The organism is Providencia sp. PROV024 (genome assembly GCF_032709665.1).
Classification (GTDB): Bacteria; Pseudomonadota; Gammaproteobacteria; order Enterobacterales; family Enterobacteriaceae; genus Providencia; species Providencia huashanensis.
Genome location: NZ_CP120545.1, coordinates 3,590,171 through 3,604,829, shown reverse-complemented (window position 1 = coordinate 3,604,829; position 14,659 = coordinate 3,590,171). Strand labels below are relative to the sequence as shown.

At 40.2% G+C, this 14,659-nt stretch carries 14 protein-coding genes; 9 read left to right on the top strand and 5 right to left on the bottom strand.

Going from position 1 to position 14,659, the window contains the following annotated elements; translation table 11 throughout:
• Window positions 1-143 precede the first annotated feature (143 nt).
• A complete protein-coding gene (syd, locus tag P3L56_RS16625) occupies window positions 144-704 on the top strand; it encodes a SecY-interacting protein (protein WP_042848996.1) in 561 nt (186 codons plus the stop codon).
• Between the two features lie 527 nt (window positions 705-1,231).
• Here syd and P3L56_RS16620 read toward each other — a convergent pair.
• Window positions 1,232-2,128, bottom strand: coding sequence for a DUF535 family protein (locus tag P3L56_RS16620; protein ID WP_042848995.1), 897 nt, complete (start codon window positions 2,126-2,128; stop codon window positions 1,232-1,234).
• A 248-nt stretch (window positions 2,129-2,376) separates the two neighbouring features.
• On the opposite strand from P3L56_RS16620, the gene P3L56_RS16615 reads away from it, so the two are divergent.
• Genes P3L56_RS16615 through P3L56_RS16605 form a run of 3 tightly spaced genes read left to right on the top strand, consistent with a single transcriptional unit; the run spans window position 2,377 to window position 3,951 of the window.
• On the top strand, window positions 2,377-2,712 hold the full coding sequence (locus tag P3L56_RS16615; RefSeq protein WP_042848994.1) for a YqcC family protein: 336 nt from the start codon (window positions 2,377-2,379) through the stop codon (window positions 2,710-2,712).
• A gap of 7 nt (window positions 2,713-2,719) precedes the next feature.
• Entirely contained in the window at window positions 2,720-3,481 is a 762-nt protein-coding gene (gene truC / locus P3L56_RS16610) for a tRNA pseudouridine(65) synthase TruC (protein ID WP_198860895.1), read from the top strand.
• Between the two features lie 17 nt (window positions 3,482-3,498).
• The gene (locus P3L56_RS16605; RefSeq protein ID WP_042848992.1) at window positions 3,499-3,951 is read left to right on the top strand and encodes a flavodoxin; all 453 of its coding nucleotides are present in this window, start codon (window positions 3,499-3,501) and stop codon (window positions 3,949-3,951) included.
• Between the two features lie 82 nt (window positions 3,952-4,033).
• On the opposite strand, the gene P3L56_RS16600 is transcribed toward P3L56_RS16605, so the two are convergent.
• From P3L56_RS16600 to map, 4 genes are all read right to left on the bottom strand, one after another.
• On the bottom strand, window positions 4,034-4,414 hold the full coding sequence (locus P3L56_RS16600) for a DUF3461 family protein (RefSeq protein WP_042848991.1): 381 nt from the start codon (window positions 4,412-4,414) through the stop codon (window positions 4,034-4,036).
• A gap of 432 nt (window positions 4,415-4,846) precedes the next feature.
• On the bottom strand, window positions 4,847-5,674 hold the full coding sequence (gene dapD / locus P3L56_RS16595) for a 2,3,4,5-tetrahydropyridine-2,6-dicarboxylate N-succinyltransferase (protein ID WP_042848990.1): 828 nt from the start codon (window positions 5,672-5,674) through the stop codon (window positions 4,847-4,849).
• 62 nt (window positions 5,675-5,736) lie between these two features.
• On the bottom strand, window positions 5,737-8,373 hold the full coding sequence (glnD, locus tag P3L56_RS16590) for a bifunctional uridylyltransferase/uridylyl-removing protein GlnD (protein ID WP_048606321.1): 2,637 nt from the start codon (window positions 8,371-8,373) through the stop codon (window positions 5,737-5,739).
• 108 nt (window positions 8,374-8,481) lie between these two features.
• Window positions 8,482-9,279 carry a type I methionyl aminopeptidase gene (gene map / locus P3L56_RS16585; RefSeq protein ID WP_210831501.1) on the bottom strand — a complete coding sequence of 266 codons (798 nt, stop codon included), beginning with the start codon at window positions 9,277-9,279 and terminating at the stop codon, window positions 8,482-8,484.
• Window positions 9,280-9,958: 679 nt separating this feature from the next.
• Between map and rpsB the strand changes: the two genes are divergently transcribed.
• The 5 genes from rpsB (at window position 9,959) to ispC (ending at window position 14,658) form a co-directional block, all read left to right on the top strand.
• Window positions 9,959-10,684: a 30S ribosomal protein S2 gene (gene rpsB, locus P3L56_RS16580; protein WP_004257504.1), complete on the top strand. Its 726-nt coding sequence runs from the start codon at window positions 9,959-9,961 to the stop codon at window positions 10,682-10,684.
• Between the two features lie 144 nt (window positions 10,685-10,828).
• Complete coding sequence (gene tsf / locus P3L56_RS16575) at window positions 10,829-11,680, top strand: translation elongation factor Ts (RefSeq protein ID WP_042848987.1); 852 nt, start codon at window positions 10,829-10,831, stop codon at window positions 11,678-11,680.
• 243 nt (window positions 11,681-11,923) lie between these two features.
• A complete protein-coding gene (pyrH, locus tag P3L56_RS16570) occupies window positions 11,924-12,652 on the top strand; it encodes a UMP kinase (protein ID WP_042848986.1) in 729 nt (242 codons plus the stop codon).
• A gap of 108 nt (window positions 12,653-12,760) precedes the next feature.
• Window positions 12,761-13,318 carry a ribosome recycling factor gene (frr, locus tag P3L56_RS16565; RefSeq protein WP_042848985.1) on the top strand — a complete coding sequence of 186 codons (558 nt, stop codon included), beginning with the start codon at window positions 12,761-12,763 and terminating at the stop codon, window positions 13,316-13,318.
• A gap of 146 nt (window positions 13,319-13,464) precedes the next feature.
• Window positions 13,465-14,658 (top strand): 1-deoxy-D-xylulose-5-phosphate reductoisomerase, encoded by a 1,194-nt coding sequence (gene ispC / locus P3L56_RS16560; RefSeq protein ID WP_042848984.1) that lies wholly within the window; start codon window positions 13,465-13,467, stop codon window positions 14,656-14,658.
• The last annotated feature ends 1 nt before the right edge of the window (window position 14,659 follow it).

Here is a 14,659-nt window from a genome sequence, read left to right as displayed (position 1 = left end):
TTGGTCCTTGTACTTCATAAACGAGAATGAGGTTAAAAGGCAGAAACTGGTACATTTTATTCGCCCGTAAACTTCTGCCATAATACCATTTATCCACCTTGTTGACGTCTTTCAATTTAACGCAGCTATAAAACCATATAAATATGAATACAACACTTTCTGTCGCATTGCATAACTTTACTGAGAAATATGTTTCTCAATGGCAACAACAAACTGGTTTACCGCCCGCTTCAACGGATTTATATGGTATTCCATCCCCTTGTATTGTTCGCACTGGCGAAAACTGGGTGTATTGGGAGCCTCAAACATTTCCAATTAAGGGGGCAACCCTGGATAAAGTCGCTACTGCATTAGATATCAATTTGCAAAGTGATATCCACACTTTTTATACCACTCAGTTAGCTGGTGATATGAAAGCGACATTTCGTGATATTACCCTTAATTTAGTGCAAGTTTGGAATGAGGATGACTTTATTCGCTTACAGGAAAATTTAATTGGCCATTTGGTCACTCAAAAGCGTTTAAAGCTGCCGCCAACGTTGTTTATTGCAACCTTAGATTCTGAACTTGAAATGATATCAATGTGTAATCTTAGTGGTGAAATAATCCTAGAAAAATTTGGTAGTAAAGAAAGACGAGTACTTTCTTCGAATTTAACCTGTTTTCTTGAAGAGCTGACTGTCATTGTGGAGCCAAAGGGGTAAGCATTTTATTACAACTTGGTGTAGGTAAAAGCTTACAATTAAGTTAAGCAATATCTTAAAGTTTTTTTCTTTTATAAGAATGATAATTATTTAACTTTTTATTTCATGGCGTTACTACCGTACGTGATATTTCATTTAATATTATTGAATTATTGCAAGCCATACTAGGTTGTTTTAGTAAGCGGTTTCATACATTCTTATCTCGCTGGACAGGGTAAGTCAGTTTAGCTTTTTATACCTAATTATAGGGTGTAAAAATTTTTAAAAGTAAGGCGAGGGATTGCTAAATAGGTTAAAACACCTATTAACATGCTTTTATTCAACAGGATGTTGAGTGACAGGATGTCATTTTGCAGGATGCATAAGCCCTAAAGCGTAAGCCAGTCAACCAAGGTTGACTGGCTTTTTTCCTGATAAATATTATAGAGTTAATAATAGGCTTTATTGGTTATGGTTCTTCAAGGCATTTTTATTAACGGCTAGTTATCATTTACATTCTTGCTAACGCAAGGCCTGCGAACGAAATATTAATGGCTGTTATGCTGGGAGTTTTTAGTTAATGACATAATAATTTCTTGGGTCATTGCATCGCGCAGCGCTTCGCGACGGCGAAACTCAGCTCGGCGTTGGCTTTTGACTGATTCTATATCGCGTACAGGCTCTTGAATTGGCAATTGGAACCAGCCGTCTGCGGTTTGCGTCCCATTGCACTCTAACCAAAAAGTATCATAACTTGATTTTAAATGTTGGCTCTTAATATGGCATTGGTTAGAAACGCCTAATATTGATTTTACATGGAAAAAAGTAGCGACAGCATAAACTGCGGACATTAATAAATTCTTAGGTCTCATACCGTGCATTTGTTTAGTAATTAACCTAACTTGGTCAACACTTTGCTCGGTTGAAGGCCCTTGTAAGGAGCATACATAAAGTTGGCCTTCAGGGCCGAAAGAAAAACTCATTAAATAGATCTCATCACCTGTTTCATTTTTCAGGTGTAGAGTGAGGTCACCTTCTCTTGGGTATTGTGAATATATTAAGGTTAATTGAGCAAAATCCCCTGATTTTAACTCAATATTAGCCACAACAAGCCCTTCACGTTTATCACAAAACATGGCTTCGATAGCTTCAGGTTTAAATGTTGTTTCAACTAAATTAAGTGTATAGCTAGCCGTAAGCAACTTTTGCTTTCCAGTCCAAGCCTTATGAAGGTATTTATTAATCGGTCGTTCAATGAAATGAGGAACACCTTCAATTGCCGCCGAAAATTGAGCACAACGGTAGTTTTGGCACATTACCTGATAGTGTTTATATTGCTCAGTAGGAAGTTTAGTAATACGAATTTTTCTTTTTAATTCAACATATTTTGAGTTAAAAGCTCGCCAAACTTTATTTTCCTTACGCCACTGCTTTAGTAATCCCATAGATAAACCATTTTATTGTTAATTATTTTGTTTGCATTAAATTGAAAAACATTTGATTTTACTTTTATCAATCGAAACAAATCATCAACGAAACTTATCAAGTTAAGTCGAGCAGATAATTAAGCAGAAAATAATGGTATAGAGATATCAATAAACTTGTATTTCCTCGTTTTTAACCCCATTTATCCGACAGAATTGTGATGAAAAATAAAGTATATTTGCTTTGTGATAATTAAATAGGTTTAAGCATGAATATTGAACAACGCATTATTGAAAAACTTTGTCATCTAGAAGAGGAAATGAAATTAAAATCCCTTTGGAATGAACAGCCACCAAGTCCTGAAGCTTTTAAAAGTGTTGAACCCTTTTGTATTGATACAATGGAAGCTTCGGAATGGTTACAATGGGTTTTGATCCCTCGCTTGCAGATACTGATTGAGCAAAAAGCGGTATTGCCGACAAGCTTTGCAGTTGCCCCTTATTTTGAAGAGGCTTATAAGCATGACGAAGAAGAGCGTTATACATTGGTTATTCATCACTTGCGTGAGCTAGACGGCCTTTTTTCAGCGAAAACGAGCGGGTGAATAATTAATGCTGGAAATCATTTATCACGATGAGTATATGGTTGCGGTGAATAAACCGGCAGGTATGCTAGTGCATCGCAGTTGGTTAGATAGCAAAGAAACGGTGTTTGTCATGCAAACGCTGCGAGATCAAATTGGGCAATATGTGTATCCTATTCATCGGCTTGATAGGCCTACATCAGGTGTATTGCTTTTTGCGTTGTCGAGTGAGGTTGCAAGGCTGTTAGCTGCACAGTTTGAAAGCCACCAGTTAGAAAAAGTATATCATGCTATCGTTCGTGGCTATTTAACCGAAGAGCAAACCATCGATTATCCACTCTTAGAAGAGTTAGATAAAATTGCGGATAAACACGCGTCTCGTGAGCCCGTTTTACAGGAATGTATTACTCATTGTAAGCCAATCGCCACCGTTGAATGCCCTATTGCTATCGGGCGCTACGACACATCTAGGTTCAGCTTGGTTGAATTAAGGCCGGAAACAGGCCGTAAGCATCAACTAAGAAGGCACATGTCTCACCTTCGTCATCCTATTATTGGCGATAGTAAACATGGTGATTTGCGGCAGAACCGGGGAGTTAATGCGAATTTTTCAGTATCACGACTGATGTTGCATGCCAGTTTATTAAATTTAAATCACCCGATAACAAAAGAAAATATATCACTAGTTGCGCCGTGGGACACACAATGGTTGTCATTAATTGAACAATTTGGGTGGTCAGATAAGGTTGTAAAGTTAGGAATAAACGTTATTAATTCGTCAAATGAATAAGAAATAGAGGGGGTGTTATGTCAAAAATAGGCATTTTTGTTGGAACTGTCTATGGTAACTCTTTGGCTGTTGCAGAAACGGCACAAGAAATTTTAGAACAGCAAGGGCATGAAGTGGTTGTCTTTGACGAACCTACCTTGAATGATTGGCAACACTACAATTCAGGTGAAGAAATTGCCTTAATTGTGACTTCATCTACAGGCCAAGGGGATTTGCCCGATACTATAGCGCCGTTGTTTAGTGAAATTAACGATGTTGTTGGTTATCAACCTGATTTACGTTACGGCCTAATTGCTTTAGGTGATAGCAGTTATGAAAGTTTTTGCGGGGCTGGGGTCCGTTTTGATGAGCTATTAGCCGAACAATCAGCTACACGTATTGGTGATATTTTATTTATTGATGCAATTGAAGTGGACACGCCAGAAGAATATGCGAAGAGTTGGATTGAAGCTTGGGCTGAGCTACTTTAAATGCCTGCACCGTGGGATTACCCATATTTATAATAAATAGCGGTAATGCTACGGCGCAGTATATAATCACTTCGCCTGTAAATTATTTACGGGTAAGTTTTTCGAGGTCAGCTTCAATTTCTGCAATTTTATTTGAAACAACATGTTCTAAATGGCGTAAGTCATCAAGAATTTTGTGTTTTAAATCAATATCAGTTTGCTCTGTTTGGCAAATTTGGTCTAGTTCTTCAATCGCATAACGTAGGTTAGTATTGATCTCGTTAATTTCTTTGAAATTATTACCGCCATCGGCAATCGTTTTACGTTGGCGTGGGTATTTGAATTTTACGCTTTTAGCGAAAAACTCCCCTTTATCTTTGCGAAAATAGATTTTTAAAATGTCATTATTCGCTTCTTGACGCAAGGAATAGCGGTCAATGTCTTGGGGGTTACTGATGCCTAAACTTTTCAAATTATCGTACATGTTAGCTCGCTTTACTGTAGGAACAGAGTCGGTAAACAAAGTGATAGTGTGAGCAAGGCCGTAACAATATCGGTCTATTTCCCTTTATGGTACTACTGGTTTAAAGACGTAGGTTGGAAATACCCTATTACGTCATTTTGCAATAGCATCATTATAATGAAAAATAAAATAATACAGTTTTATTGATGGTAAACGGCAAAAGTCACGGACATATTATGCGCGATTTCTTGAAATTGACAAACTTCTCTTTGCAATTAATGCGCTCAGATGAACCACAAAATGAAATATTAACGAAAGTGTATTGAATATGGCCACCCGATTTGCATACAAGGTATGCGCTTCGGGATAGCTTCATGTTTAACCTAATTACTATGAAATGATTACAAAAACTGAGTAATAGGTTTTTAGATGGTAAGTAGTGGCTGATAGGAATTATTCATCAATACTTCTTAATAATTCATTGATCCCTACTTTACCCCGTGTTTTCTCGTCGACCTTTTTAACAATAACAGCACAGTAAAGGCTATAGCTACCGTCTTTGGAAGGCAAGTTACCGGAAACAACGACAGACCCCGCAGGTACACGACCGTAAAAGATTTCGCCAGTTTCGCGATCATAAATTTTTGTGCTTTGTCCCAGATAAACCCCCATTGAAATAACGGAGCCTTCTTCAACAATCACACCCTCAACCACTTCTGAGCGAGCACCAATAAAGCAGTTATCTTCAATTATTGTCGGGTTTGCTTGTAATGGTTCTAAAACACCACCAATGCCAACGCCGCCAGATAAGTGAACATTTTTACCAATTTGCGCACAAGAGCCGACTGTCGCCCATGTATCAACCATGGTGCCTTCATCAACATAAGCCCCTATGTTGACGTATGATGGCATTAAGACGCTATTTTTAGCAATGTAAGCCCCTTTACGTACAGCGGCTGGTGGAACAACGCGAAAACCTTCTTTTTCGAAGCGAGCTTGGTCGTAGTCGGCAAATTTCATTGGGACTTTATCGAAATAACGGCTTTCAGCGCCATCAATGACTTGGTTATCTTGAATACGAAATGATAACAACACGGCTTTTTTGAGCCATTGATGTGTAACCCAAACACCAGCAATTTTTTCTGCGACACGTAATTTACCGCTATCAAGTAATGCAATAGTCTCTAAAACGGCTTGTTTTACTGGGATAGAGACGGTATTTGGTGTAATACTGCTTCTATCTTCGAATGCTTGTTCAATGATCGCCTGTAAATGCTGCATTGATTGTATTTCCCTCTTGAATGACATGAAAGTAAGCGTTGACCGCAATAATGCGATGAGCGCTATATTTTATCCTTCGATTTTAGGGCTTCTGTCAACCTTTCTGATAACTCTTGTTGCATATTTTTACTTAAGGCTTGGTGCTCTTTATCTGCTAACACAAAGAAATCTTCAACTTTTTCGCCAATAGTGGTGATCCGTGCGCCATATAGCGAAATTTCCATTTGAGCAAAAACATGCCCAATTCGCGCTAATAACCCTGGTTGATCTAAGGCAAATAATTCCATATAGGTACGGCGATCATTCGTTGAATGTAAAAAATTGACTTTTGTTGGAACCGTAAAATGACGTAATTTAGATGGAATAGTGCGTGGTTTTGGTAGCGAAATTTCAGGTTGTTGCACCGCTAGCAACAACATTTTACGGATATGTTCATATCTATCTTTCGACAATGCATTCCCGTTAGGCTCTAACACCACAAAAGTATCCATTGCCATATTATCTTTATTAGTAAAGATCTGCGCACTGTGAATACTTAAATTACGCCTATCAAGTTCACTAGCAACAGCTGCAAATAAATGGGGTTTATCATGGCACCAAATAAAAATTTCAGTGCCACCATGTTTAGGTTGGGTGCTTATCAGGACAAGCGGTTGGCTTAAATCATGCGCTAGCAAATGTTTGGCGTGCCAAGCCAGTTGTGATGGGGTGTGACGCAAAAAATAGTCGGCGTGACAACGGGACCAAAGCGCTTGCAATTTTTCTTCGTTAATAGGGGACTGCCGTAATAATGATAAAGCTTGATAACGGTGATGGCGGATACGTTGGCGCAAATCAGGCGTGCTTTGCATCCCTTGATTTAACTGGTGCTCAGTGGATAAAAATAACTCGCGGATTAAACTTTGTTTCCAGCTATTCCATAATGTGCTGTTGGTCGCGCAAATATCAGCGACGGTCAAGCACATTAAATAATTAAGACGCGAAACTGTTTTTACTTCAGCTGCAAACTGCTTAATGATATCGGGGTCTTGAATGTCCCGCCTTTGAGCGGTTACTGACATCAGTAAGTGGTTTTTTACTAACCAAGCGGCAAGACCTGCTTCTTTGCTCGAAAAACCATGTAATAAGGCGAAGTCATACACAAATTCGGCTCCAAGATCAGAATGATCTCCTGAACGCCCTTTAGCAATATCATGGAAAATAGCGGCTAGCCGTAAAATCTCAGGTTGAAGTAATTTAGGGTAAACACTGACACAAAGCGGGTGATCGCGGCGATTTTCTTCTAGGGTAAAACTATCAATTTTTTGCAAGACGCGAATTGTGTGTTCATCGACGGTATAAGCATGGAATAGGTCGAATTGCATTTGGCCAACAATATTGCTCCAAAGAGGCGTATAAGCGCTTAGGACACTGTGAAGGTGCATAGGGACAAACGCACCTTTGATTGCTCTTGGATGGCATAATATTTTAAGGAATAGTTTTCGTGCTTCTGGCAGTTCACAGAGCGGCTTCACAAGATTTCGTCGCGCAAAACGTAATTGCCGTAAAGTGGTTGAGTAAATCCCTGTAATATTGGGATAGCGGGCCATTTGGTAGAACATTTTTAAGATAGTGGCAGGCTGGTTAATGAATAGGTCATCATCAATCATATCAATTAACGAGCCACGAAGCTGGAATTGAGAATCAATAGGACGAGGCTTTTCATCGGGGTTGAGGGTCAAAATGGCTTCATCAAATAGTTGTAATAACATTTGATTTAGTTCTCTAACGCGCCGAGTGACACGATAAAAATCTTTCATCATTCGCTCAACAGGTTGGTTTTTATCACCTTGATAACCCAATAGATTGGCTACACTAAACTGGCGGTCAAATAACAGTCTATTATCATGGCGTTTAACCACTAAGTGTAAGGCGAAGCGAATTTTCCATAAAAAGACTAAACATTCTTTGAGTTCTTGGTGTTCCTCTTCGGTTAAAAAACCAAAACCCACCATTTCATCGACGGTTGTTGCCCCAAAGTGACGCCTACCTACCCATAGTAAGGTATGTATATCCCGCAAGCCACCAGGGCTGCTTTTAATATCAGGTTCTAAGTTGTAGCTAGTGCTATGGTAGCGTTGATGGCGTTCTTGTTGTTCTTCAATTTTAGCGGCAAAAAAGACAGCGGAAGGCCAAAATTCATCACTGAAAATCGTTTTTTGTAACTGTAAAAAGAGGGCAATGTCACCACAAATTAGCCTTGATTCAATTAAATTTGTTGCGGTTGTGAGGTCTGCATTGCCGGCTTCTATACATTCAGATAAAGAACGAACGCTATGACCAATATCAAAGCGAAGATCCCACAATAAAGTAATAAATTGCCCAATTTGAGCTGCTAATGTCTCAGGTAGTGGCTCTTTACTTAACACTAAGATATCAATATCAGAAAGTGGGTGCAGCTCATGACGGCCATAGCCACCAACCGCAATCAGTGACATCCCTGACTGTTTTTCAAATTTAAATGATTGCCAGAGACGAGTCAGTAAAGCATCGAGGTAGTCACTGCGAATATGAACTAGGTCAACGACATCTTTACCTTGGTTGAATGCTTCCTCTAGCCAATGGTCAAAATCATCGACATGTTGCCTTAAGGCACTGAGTTCAAGGTCGTGGGGACCAAATTGGTTTGGTGAGAGATAGGGAGTAGGAAGTGCCGTCATCTTTATCTTTCCGTAGTGATATCGATAGAAAAACTTATATCAGCTTACGGTTTTTTAGTAAAAATGAACAGAAAAAGAACCCCCTAATGTGAGGGGGTCTTCTTGGAATTAGGCGTTAACCAGAACCGCTGAGATAAATGGCTCTTCTTCTTTACGTAATGTTAAGATTTCACAACCGTTATCAGTAACGACTAAAGTGTGTTCATACTGTGCTGACCAACCTCGGTCTTTGGTTTTGACTGTCCAACCATCTTTCATGGTACGGATGCGGTGATCGCCAGTATTAACCATAGGTTCGATGGTAAATGCCATGCCTTTTTGTAGCACCACTCCACTATCATCAGCATCATAATGTAGAACTTGTGGTTCTTCATGGAACCCTTCGCCAATACCATGGCCACAATATTCACGTACAACTGAAAAGTCTTGTTTTTCAACAAACTCTTGGATGGCCTTTCCTAGGGTGCGTAAGCGAATACCCGGTTTAACCAGACGTAGGGCTAAGTACAGGCTATCTAATGTGACTTGGCAAAGACGCTCGCCTTGGATAGTCGGTTTCCCAACAATGAACATTTTAGACGTATCACCGTGGAAACCATTTTTGATCACCGTAACATCGATATTAACGATATCACCATCTTTTAAAATTTTATCTTCACTAGGAATTCCATGACAAATGACATCATTGACGGAAATACAAACGGATTTAGGGAAACCGTGATAGTTAAGACAGGCAGGGATAGCTTGCTGCGTTTCAACGATGTGTTGATGACAGAGGCGGTCCAATTCACCAGTGCTGACGCCCGGCACAACATGTGGCGCAATCATTTCTAACACTTCCGCTGCTAGCCTACCCGCAACACGCATTTTCTGAATATTTTCTTCAGTTTTGATAATAATAGCCATGAGTTTAATCCATTCATGCCACATATATTAATGGCATGTTTAATAAAGGGGGGTGAAAATAGGTTTGGTACCTTTTTTACATCAATAACACTTATGGTAACAGCCACCGCATTTCCTGCCAACTAGCTATCGATAGGAACCGATAGATTAAGTGTTTTTTAGATAGGTGAGTAGGGCGCTGAGGCTATACGAACCTAAGTGTTTTATAGCACAAAATGCACAGTAATGATGAAGATATCTTGAACGGAGAAATAACACCGATAGAAAATAAGATTTTTACTCTACCAGCGTTTTTACCCTGCCCAAATAGCGTCTATAATTGATTAATGGGAATATCATATTTCCCGAGTGAACCGCTTTTTAATCAATCTGCTTTTTTGTCATTTTTGTTAGCGAAAAAAACAACAAAAGTTGGCTTCTAAGTTGGATTTATGGTATAAAGCGCGCCGGCAATCCATATTATTTCTTCTCACTTTTTTGTGCATCAATGAATGCTGCTCAAATGTTGTTAGTCGGATAGAAAATTGGATATGCGATAAACTTAAACTCAATTGTGTAATAACACACACAAATCGACACGTGCTCCGGGGTGCTCTTATGCGTTTAAACGCAGCCATAGAGTCGGTAGCATGGGATTTGTGGAGGCATAACCCCAATTACTTATATACAGAGGTATTAAATGGCAACTGTTTCCATGCGCGATATGTTACAAGCGGGCGTACACTTTGGTCACCAGACTCGTTACTGGAACCCAAAAATGAAACCTTTCATTTTCGGCGCTCGTAACAAAGTTCATATCATCAACCTGGAAAAGACTGTTCCAATGTTCAACGAAGCTTTGGCTGAGTTAACTAAAATTGCTTCTCGTAAAGGCAAAATTCTGTTTGTCGGTACTAAACGTGCTGCAAGCGAAGCCGTTCAAGAAGCTGCTAACAGCTGTGATCAGTATTTCGTTAACCACCGTTGGTTAGGTGGGATGCTGACTAACTGGAAAACTGTTCGTCAGTCAATCAAACGTCTGAAAGATTTAGAAGTTCAGTCGCAAGACGGTACTTTCGATAAACTGACCAAGAAAGAAGCGCTGATGCGTACTCGTGAACTTGGTAAGTTAGAAAACAGCTTAGGCGGTATCAAAGATATGGGCGGTTTACCTGACGCTCTGTTCGTTATCGATGCAGACCACGAACACATTGCTATCAAAGAAGCAAACAATCTGGGTATCCCAGTATTTGCTATCGTAGATACTAACTCTGATCCAGATGGTATCGATTTCGTTATCCCTGGTAACGATGATGCAATCCGTGCAATCAAACTGTATCTGGGCGCTGTAGCAAGCACCGTTCGTGAAGGCCGTTCACAAGATCTGGCTGTTCAAGCAGAAGAAAGCTTAGTAGAAGCTGAATAATAAGGCTTAAGTCCTTATTTATAGGTATTGCTATACAGGTACTGCTATATGTTAGAAGGGGCCTGATAAAGGCCCCTTTTATATATGAATCAGAACTATCCACGTGAGGAAGACTCTCACGGGGAATATCGAGGAATAAATCACATGTCTGGAATTACCGCTGCATTGGTAAAAGAACTGCGTGAACGTACTGGCGCAGGTATGATGGAATGTAAAAAAGCACTTGTTGAAGCTAATGGCGACATCGAATTAGCGATCGATAACATGCGTAAATCAGGTCAAGCAAAAGCGGCTAAAAAAGCAGGTCGTGTTGCAGCTGAAGGTGTTATCCTGACCGAAGTTTTCAACGATGGCAAAACAGGCGCTCTGATCGAGCTGAACTGTGAAACTGACTTCGTTGCTAAAGATGCTGGTTTCTTAGCATTTGGTAAAGAAGTTTTAGCATCTGTTGTTGCGGACAAAAATGCAGATATCGAAGCGCTGAAAGCAAAATTCGAAGAAGCTCGTACAACTTTAGTTGCTAAAATCGGTGAAAATATCAATATCCGTCGTGTTGATATTCTGGAAGGCGCACAAGTAGGTAGCTACCTGCACGGTGCTCGTATTGGTGTTTTAGTCGCTGGCGAAGGCGCAGACGAAGAATTACTAAAACACATTGCTATGCACATCGCTGCAAGCAAACCTGAATATGTGACTCCAGATGATGTACCTGCGGATGTTGTTGCTCATGAGCATCAAATCCAGTTAGACATCGCAATGCAATCTGGTAAACCACGCGAAATCGCTGAAAAAATGGTTACTGGTCGCATGAACAAATTCACTGGCGAAATCTCTTTGACTGGCCAGCCTTTCGTAATGGACCCAAGCAAATCTGTTGGTGACTTACTGAAAGAAAAAGGTGCTACTGTTTCTAACTTCATCCGTTATGAAGTTGGTGAAGGTATCGAAAAAGTTGAAACTGACTTTGCAGCAGAAGTTGCTGCAATGAGCAAGTAAGCAACTTAAGGGCCGCCGATTGGCGGCTCTGTTTTATACACGTTATATTTCAAGCTGTATTAGCCTTGTTTTACGACTGCAAACGGAGAATAACTCCGCCCTAGGAGCCGTTGACATAACAGCAACATGTAGCTCGAACTATTTAGTGTATAACTGTCGTATTCTAATTTTAAATTTAGGTACGTAGAAAACCATTATTCTACGTGTGTTACCCCAATAAATAATCTGTTAGGACAGAACACCATGGCAACCAATGCAAAACCCGTTTATCAACGTATTCTGCTTAAATTAAGTGGCGAAGCCTTACAAGGTGCAGAAGGTTTTGGTATCGATGCTAGCGTTTTAGATCGTATGGCTCAGGAAATTAAAGAACTCATAGAACTGGGTATACAGGTCGGTGTGGTTATTGGCGGTGGTAACCTGTTTCGTGGTGCTGGTTTGGCACAAGCTGGTATGAACCGTGTTGTCGGCGACCACATGGGGATGTTAGCGACAGTGATGAACGGGCTCGCTATGCGTGATGCGTTACACCGTGCATATGTGAATGCAAGGTTAATGTCTGCAATTCCACTAAACGGTGTCTGTGATAATTATAGCTGGGCTGAAGCAATCAGCTTATTACGCCACGGCCGTGTTGTTATTTTTTCTGCCGGAACAGGGAATCCATTTTTTACAACGGACTCAGCGGCATGTCTACGTGGGATTGAAATTGAAGCGGATGTGGTATTAAAAGCCACTAAAGTTGATGGTGTATATTCAGCAGATCCAGCTAAAGACCCTGAAGCAGTTCTTTATGAAACCCTGAGCTATCAAGATGTTCTGGAACGTGAACTTAAAGTGATGGACTTAGCTGCCTTCACTCTGGCGCGCGATCATAACTTACCTATTCGTGTTTTTAACATGAATAAGCCGGGCGCTTTACGCCGTGCCGTAATGGGTGAAAATGAAGGTACCCTGATTTCTCACAATTAATACTCAGAGACATAACCTGAGTTTAAATGTATTATCTAACATAAATTCAGACTATTTAAGCGAGGTCGCATCGCGGCCTTTAATAACCAGTTCTTAAGGGTTGAAAACGTGATTAATGAAATCCAAAAAGATGCTCAAGACCGTATGGAAAAGAGCCTAGAAGCATTTAAAAACCAAATTAGCAAAGTCCGTACAGGCCGTGCATCTCCAAGCCTCTTAGATGGCATCACTGTTGAATATTACGGTTCAGCAACACCTCTACGTCAGTTAGCTAACGTGACGGTTGAGGACTCCCGTACATTAGCAATTTCTGTTTTTGACCGTAGCATGTCACCGGCTATTGAAAAAGCGATTATGGCTTCTGATTTAGGTTTGAACCCTTCATCAGCAGGTACAGTTATCCGTGTTCCACTTCCTCCATTAACGGAAGAACGCCGTAAAGACTTAATCAAAGTGGTTCGTGGTGAAGCAGAACAAGGCCGTATCGCAGTTCGCAACGTTCGCCGTGATGCTAACGATAAAGTCAAAGCTTTACTGAAAGATAAAGAAATTAGTGAAGATGACGAGCGCCGTTCACAGGATGAAATCCAAAAGCTGACTGATAGCTACATCAAGAAAGTTGATGAGTCATTAGCGCAAAAAGAAACGGAATTGATGGAGTTTTAATCCATCTTGATATAAAGCCACCAAAGCATACCGTAAAAAGTATGGGTTAGTGTGGCTTTATTGTTTTCATATCTATTAAAAAATCCTTTCTAACCTCTAAGCTGATATAATCTCAGTATTGATTTAATACAGAGTAACCAATCACTATGAAACGTCTGACAATCCTAGGTTCCACAGGCTCAATTGGTACAAATACACTTTCTGTTGTTCGCCAAAACCCCGAAAAATTTCAAATTCTTGCTTTAGTCGCAGGGCAAAACGTTGCTGAAATGGCTAAACAATGCCTTGAGTTTAATCCGAAATATGTATCAATGGCGGATGAGTCTTCAGCCAAAGCATTACGGGCTATTTTGACTGAAAATAACAATAAAACGGAAGTGTTGTCAGGAAACCAAGCTGCAATTGAGCTCGCAGGGCTTGACGATGCTGACCAAGTTATGTCAGCGATTACTGGTGTGGCGGGCTTACTTCCTACTTTAGCCGCGATCAGAAAAGGCAAAAGAATATTATTAGCGAATAAAGAGTCTCTGATTACGAGTGGCCGTTTATTCTTTAATGAGATTCGTCAACACAATGCGACAGTTTTTCCTATTGATAGTGAGCATAACGCTATTTTTCAAAGCTTACCTGAAGTTATTCAGCTTAATTTAGGGTTTGCTGATCTATCTGCTTCTGGTATATCAAGTATTGTTTTAACTGGCTCAGGCGGCCCTTTTAGAGATACCCCATTATCTCATTTTGATAACGTGACACCTGATGAAGCCTGCAATCACCCGAATTGGTCGATGGGAAGAAAAATTTCAGTAGATTCGGCGACAATGATGAATAAAGGGCTAGAATATATTGAAGCTTGTTATTTCTTCAATGCGAGTGCTGAGCAGATGGAGGTCATTATTCACCCTCAGTCAGTTATCCATTCAATGGTACGGTATAAAGATGGCAGTGTGATTGCTCAATTGGGTACGCCTGATATGCGCACACCAATTTCATATAGTATGGCTTATCCTCAACGTATAATGTCTGGTGCAGAACCTCTCGATTTTGCCACTCTTTCATCATTAACGTTTGTTCAGCCAGACTATCAACGTTATCCTTGTTTGAAGTTAGCTATAGATGCTTGCCATGAAGGCCAAGCGGCAACAACTGCATTAAATGCAGCAAATGAAGTGGCCGTTGCCGCTTTCCTTAACGGTAAAATTCGTTTTACAGATATAGCAAAAATTAACCACAAAGTACTAGATGCACAAGTTTTTTCTGAACCAGTTTCTATTGATGAGGTCTTAGAAATCGATGAGCAAGCCCGCAAAAATGCGGTAAAAATAATCGCTCAGGCAGTTTAAC

Coding starts and splice junctions, on each gene's coding strand:
- map (WP_210831501.1), bottom strand. CDS start 9,279: ATGGCTATTATTATCAAAACTGAAGAAAATATTCAGAAAATGCGTGTT.
- pyrH (WP_042848986.1), top strand. CDS start 11,924: ATGGCAACCAATGCAAAACCCGTTTATCAACGTATTCTGCTTAAATTA.
- syd (WP_042848996.1), top strand. CDS start 144: ATGAATACAACACTTTCTGTCGCATTGCATAACTTTACTGAGAAATAT.
- glnD (WP_048606321.1), bottom strand. CDS start 8,373: ATGACGGCACTTCCTACTCCCTATCTCTCACCAAACCAATTTGGTCCC.
- P3L56_RS16605 (WP_042848992.1), top strand. CDS start 3,499: ATGTCAAAAATAGGCATTTTTGTTGGAACTGTCTATGGTAACTCTTTG.
- dapD (WP_042848990.1), bottom strand. CDS start 5,674: ATGCAGCATTTACAGGCGATCATTGAACAAGCATTCGAAGATAGAAGC.
- rpsB (WP_004257504.1), top strand. CDS start 9,959: ATGGCAACTGTTTCCATGCGCGATATGTTACAAGCGGGCGTACACTTT.
- P3L56_RS16620 (WP_042848995.1), bottom strand. CDS start 2,128: ATGGGATTACTAAAGCAGTGGCGTAAGGAAAATAAAGTTTGGCGAGCT.
- truC (WP_198860895.1), top strand. CDS start 2,720: ATGCTGGAAATCATTTATCACGATGAGTATATGGTTGCGGTGAATAAA.
- tsf (WP_042848987.1), top strand. CDS start 10,829: ATGTCTGGAATTACCGCTGCATTGGTAAAAGAACTGCGTGAACGTACT.
- P3L56_RS16600 (WP_042848991.1), bottom strand. CDS start 4,414: ATGTACGATAATTTGAAAAGTTTAGGCATCAGTAACCCCCAAGACATT.
- P3L56_RS16615 (WP_042848994.1), top strand. CDS start 2,377: ATGAATATTGAACAACGCATTATTGAAAAACTTTGTCATCTAGAAGAG.
- ispC (WP_042848984.1), top strand. CDS start 13,465: ATGAAACGTCTGACAATCCTAGGTTCCACAGGCTCAATTGGTACAAAT.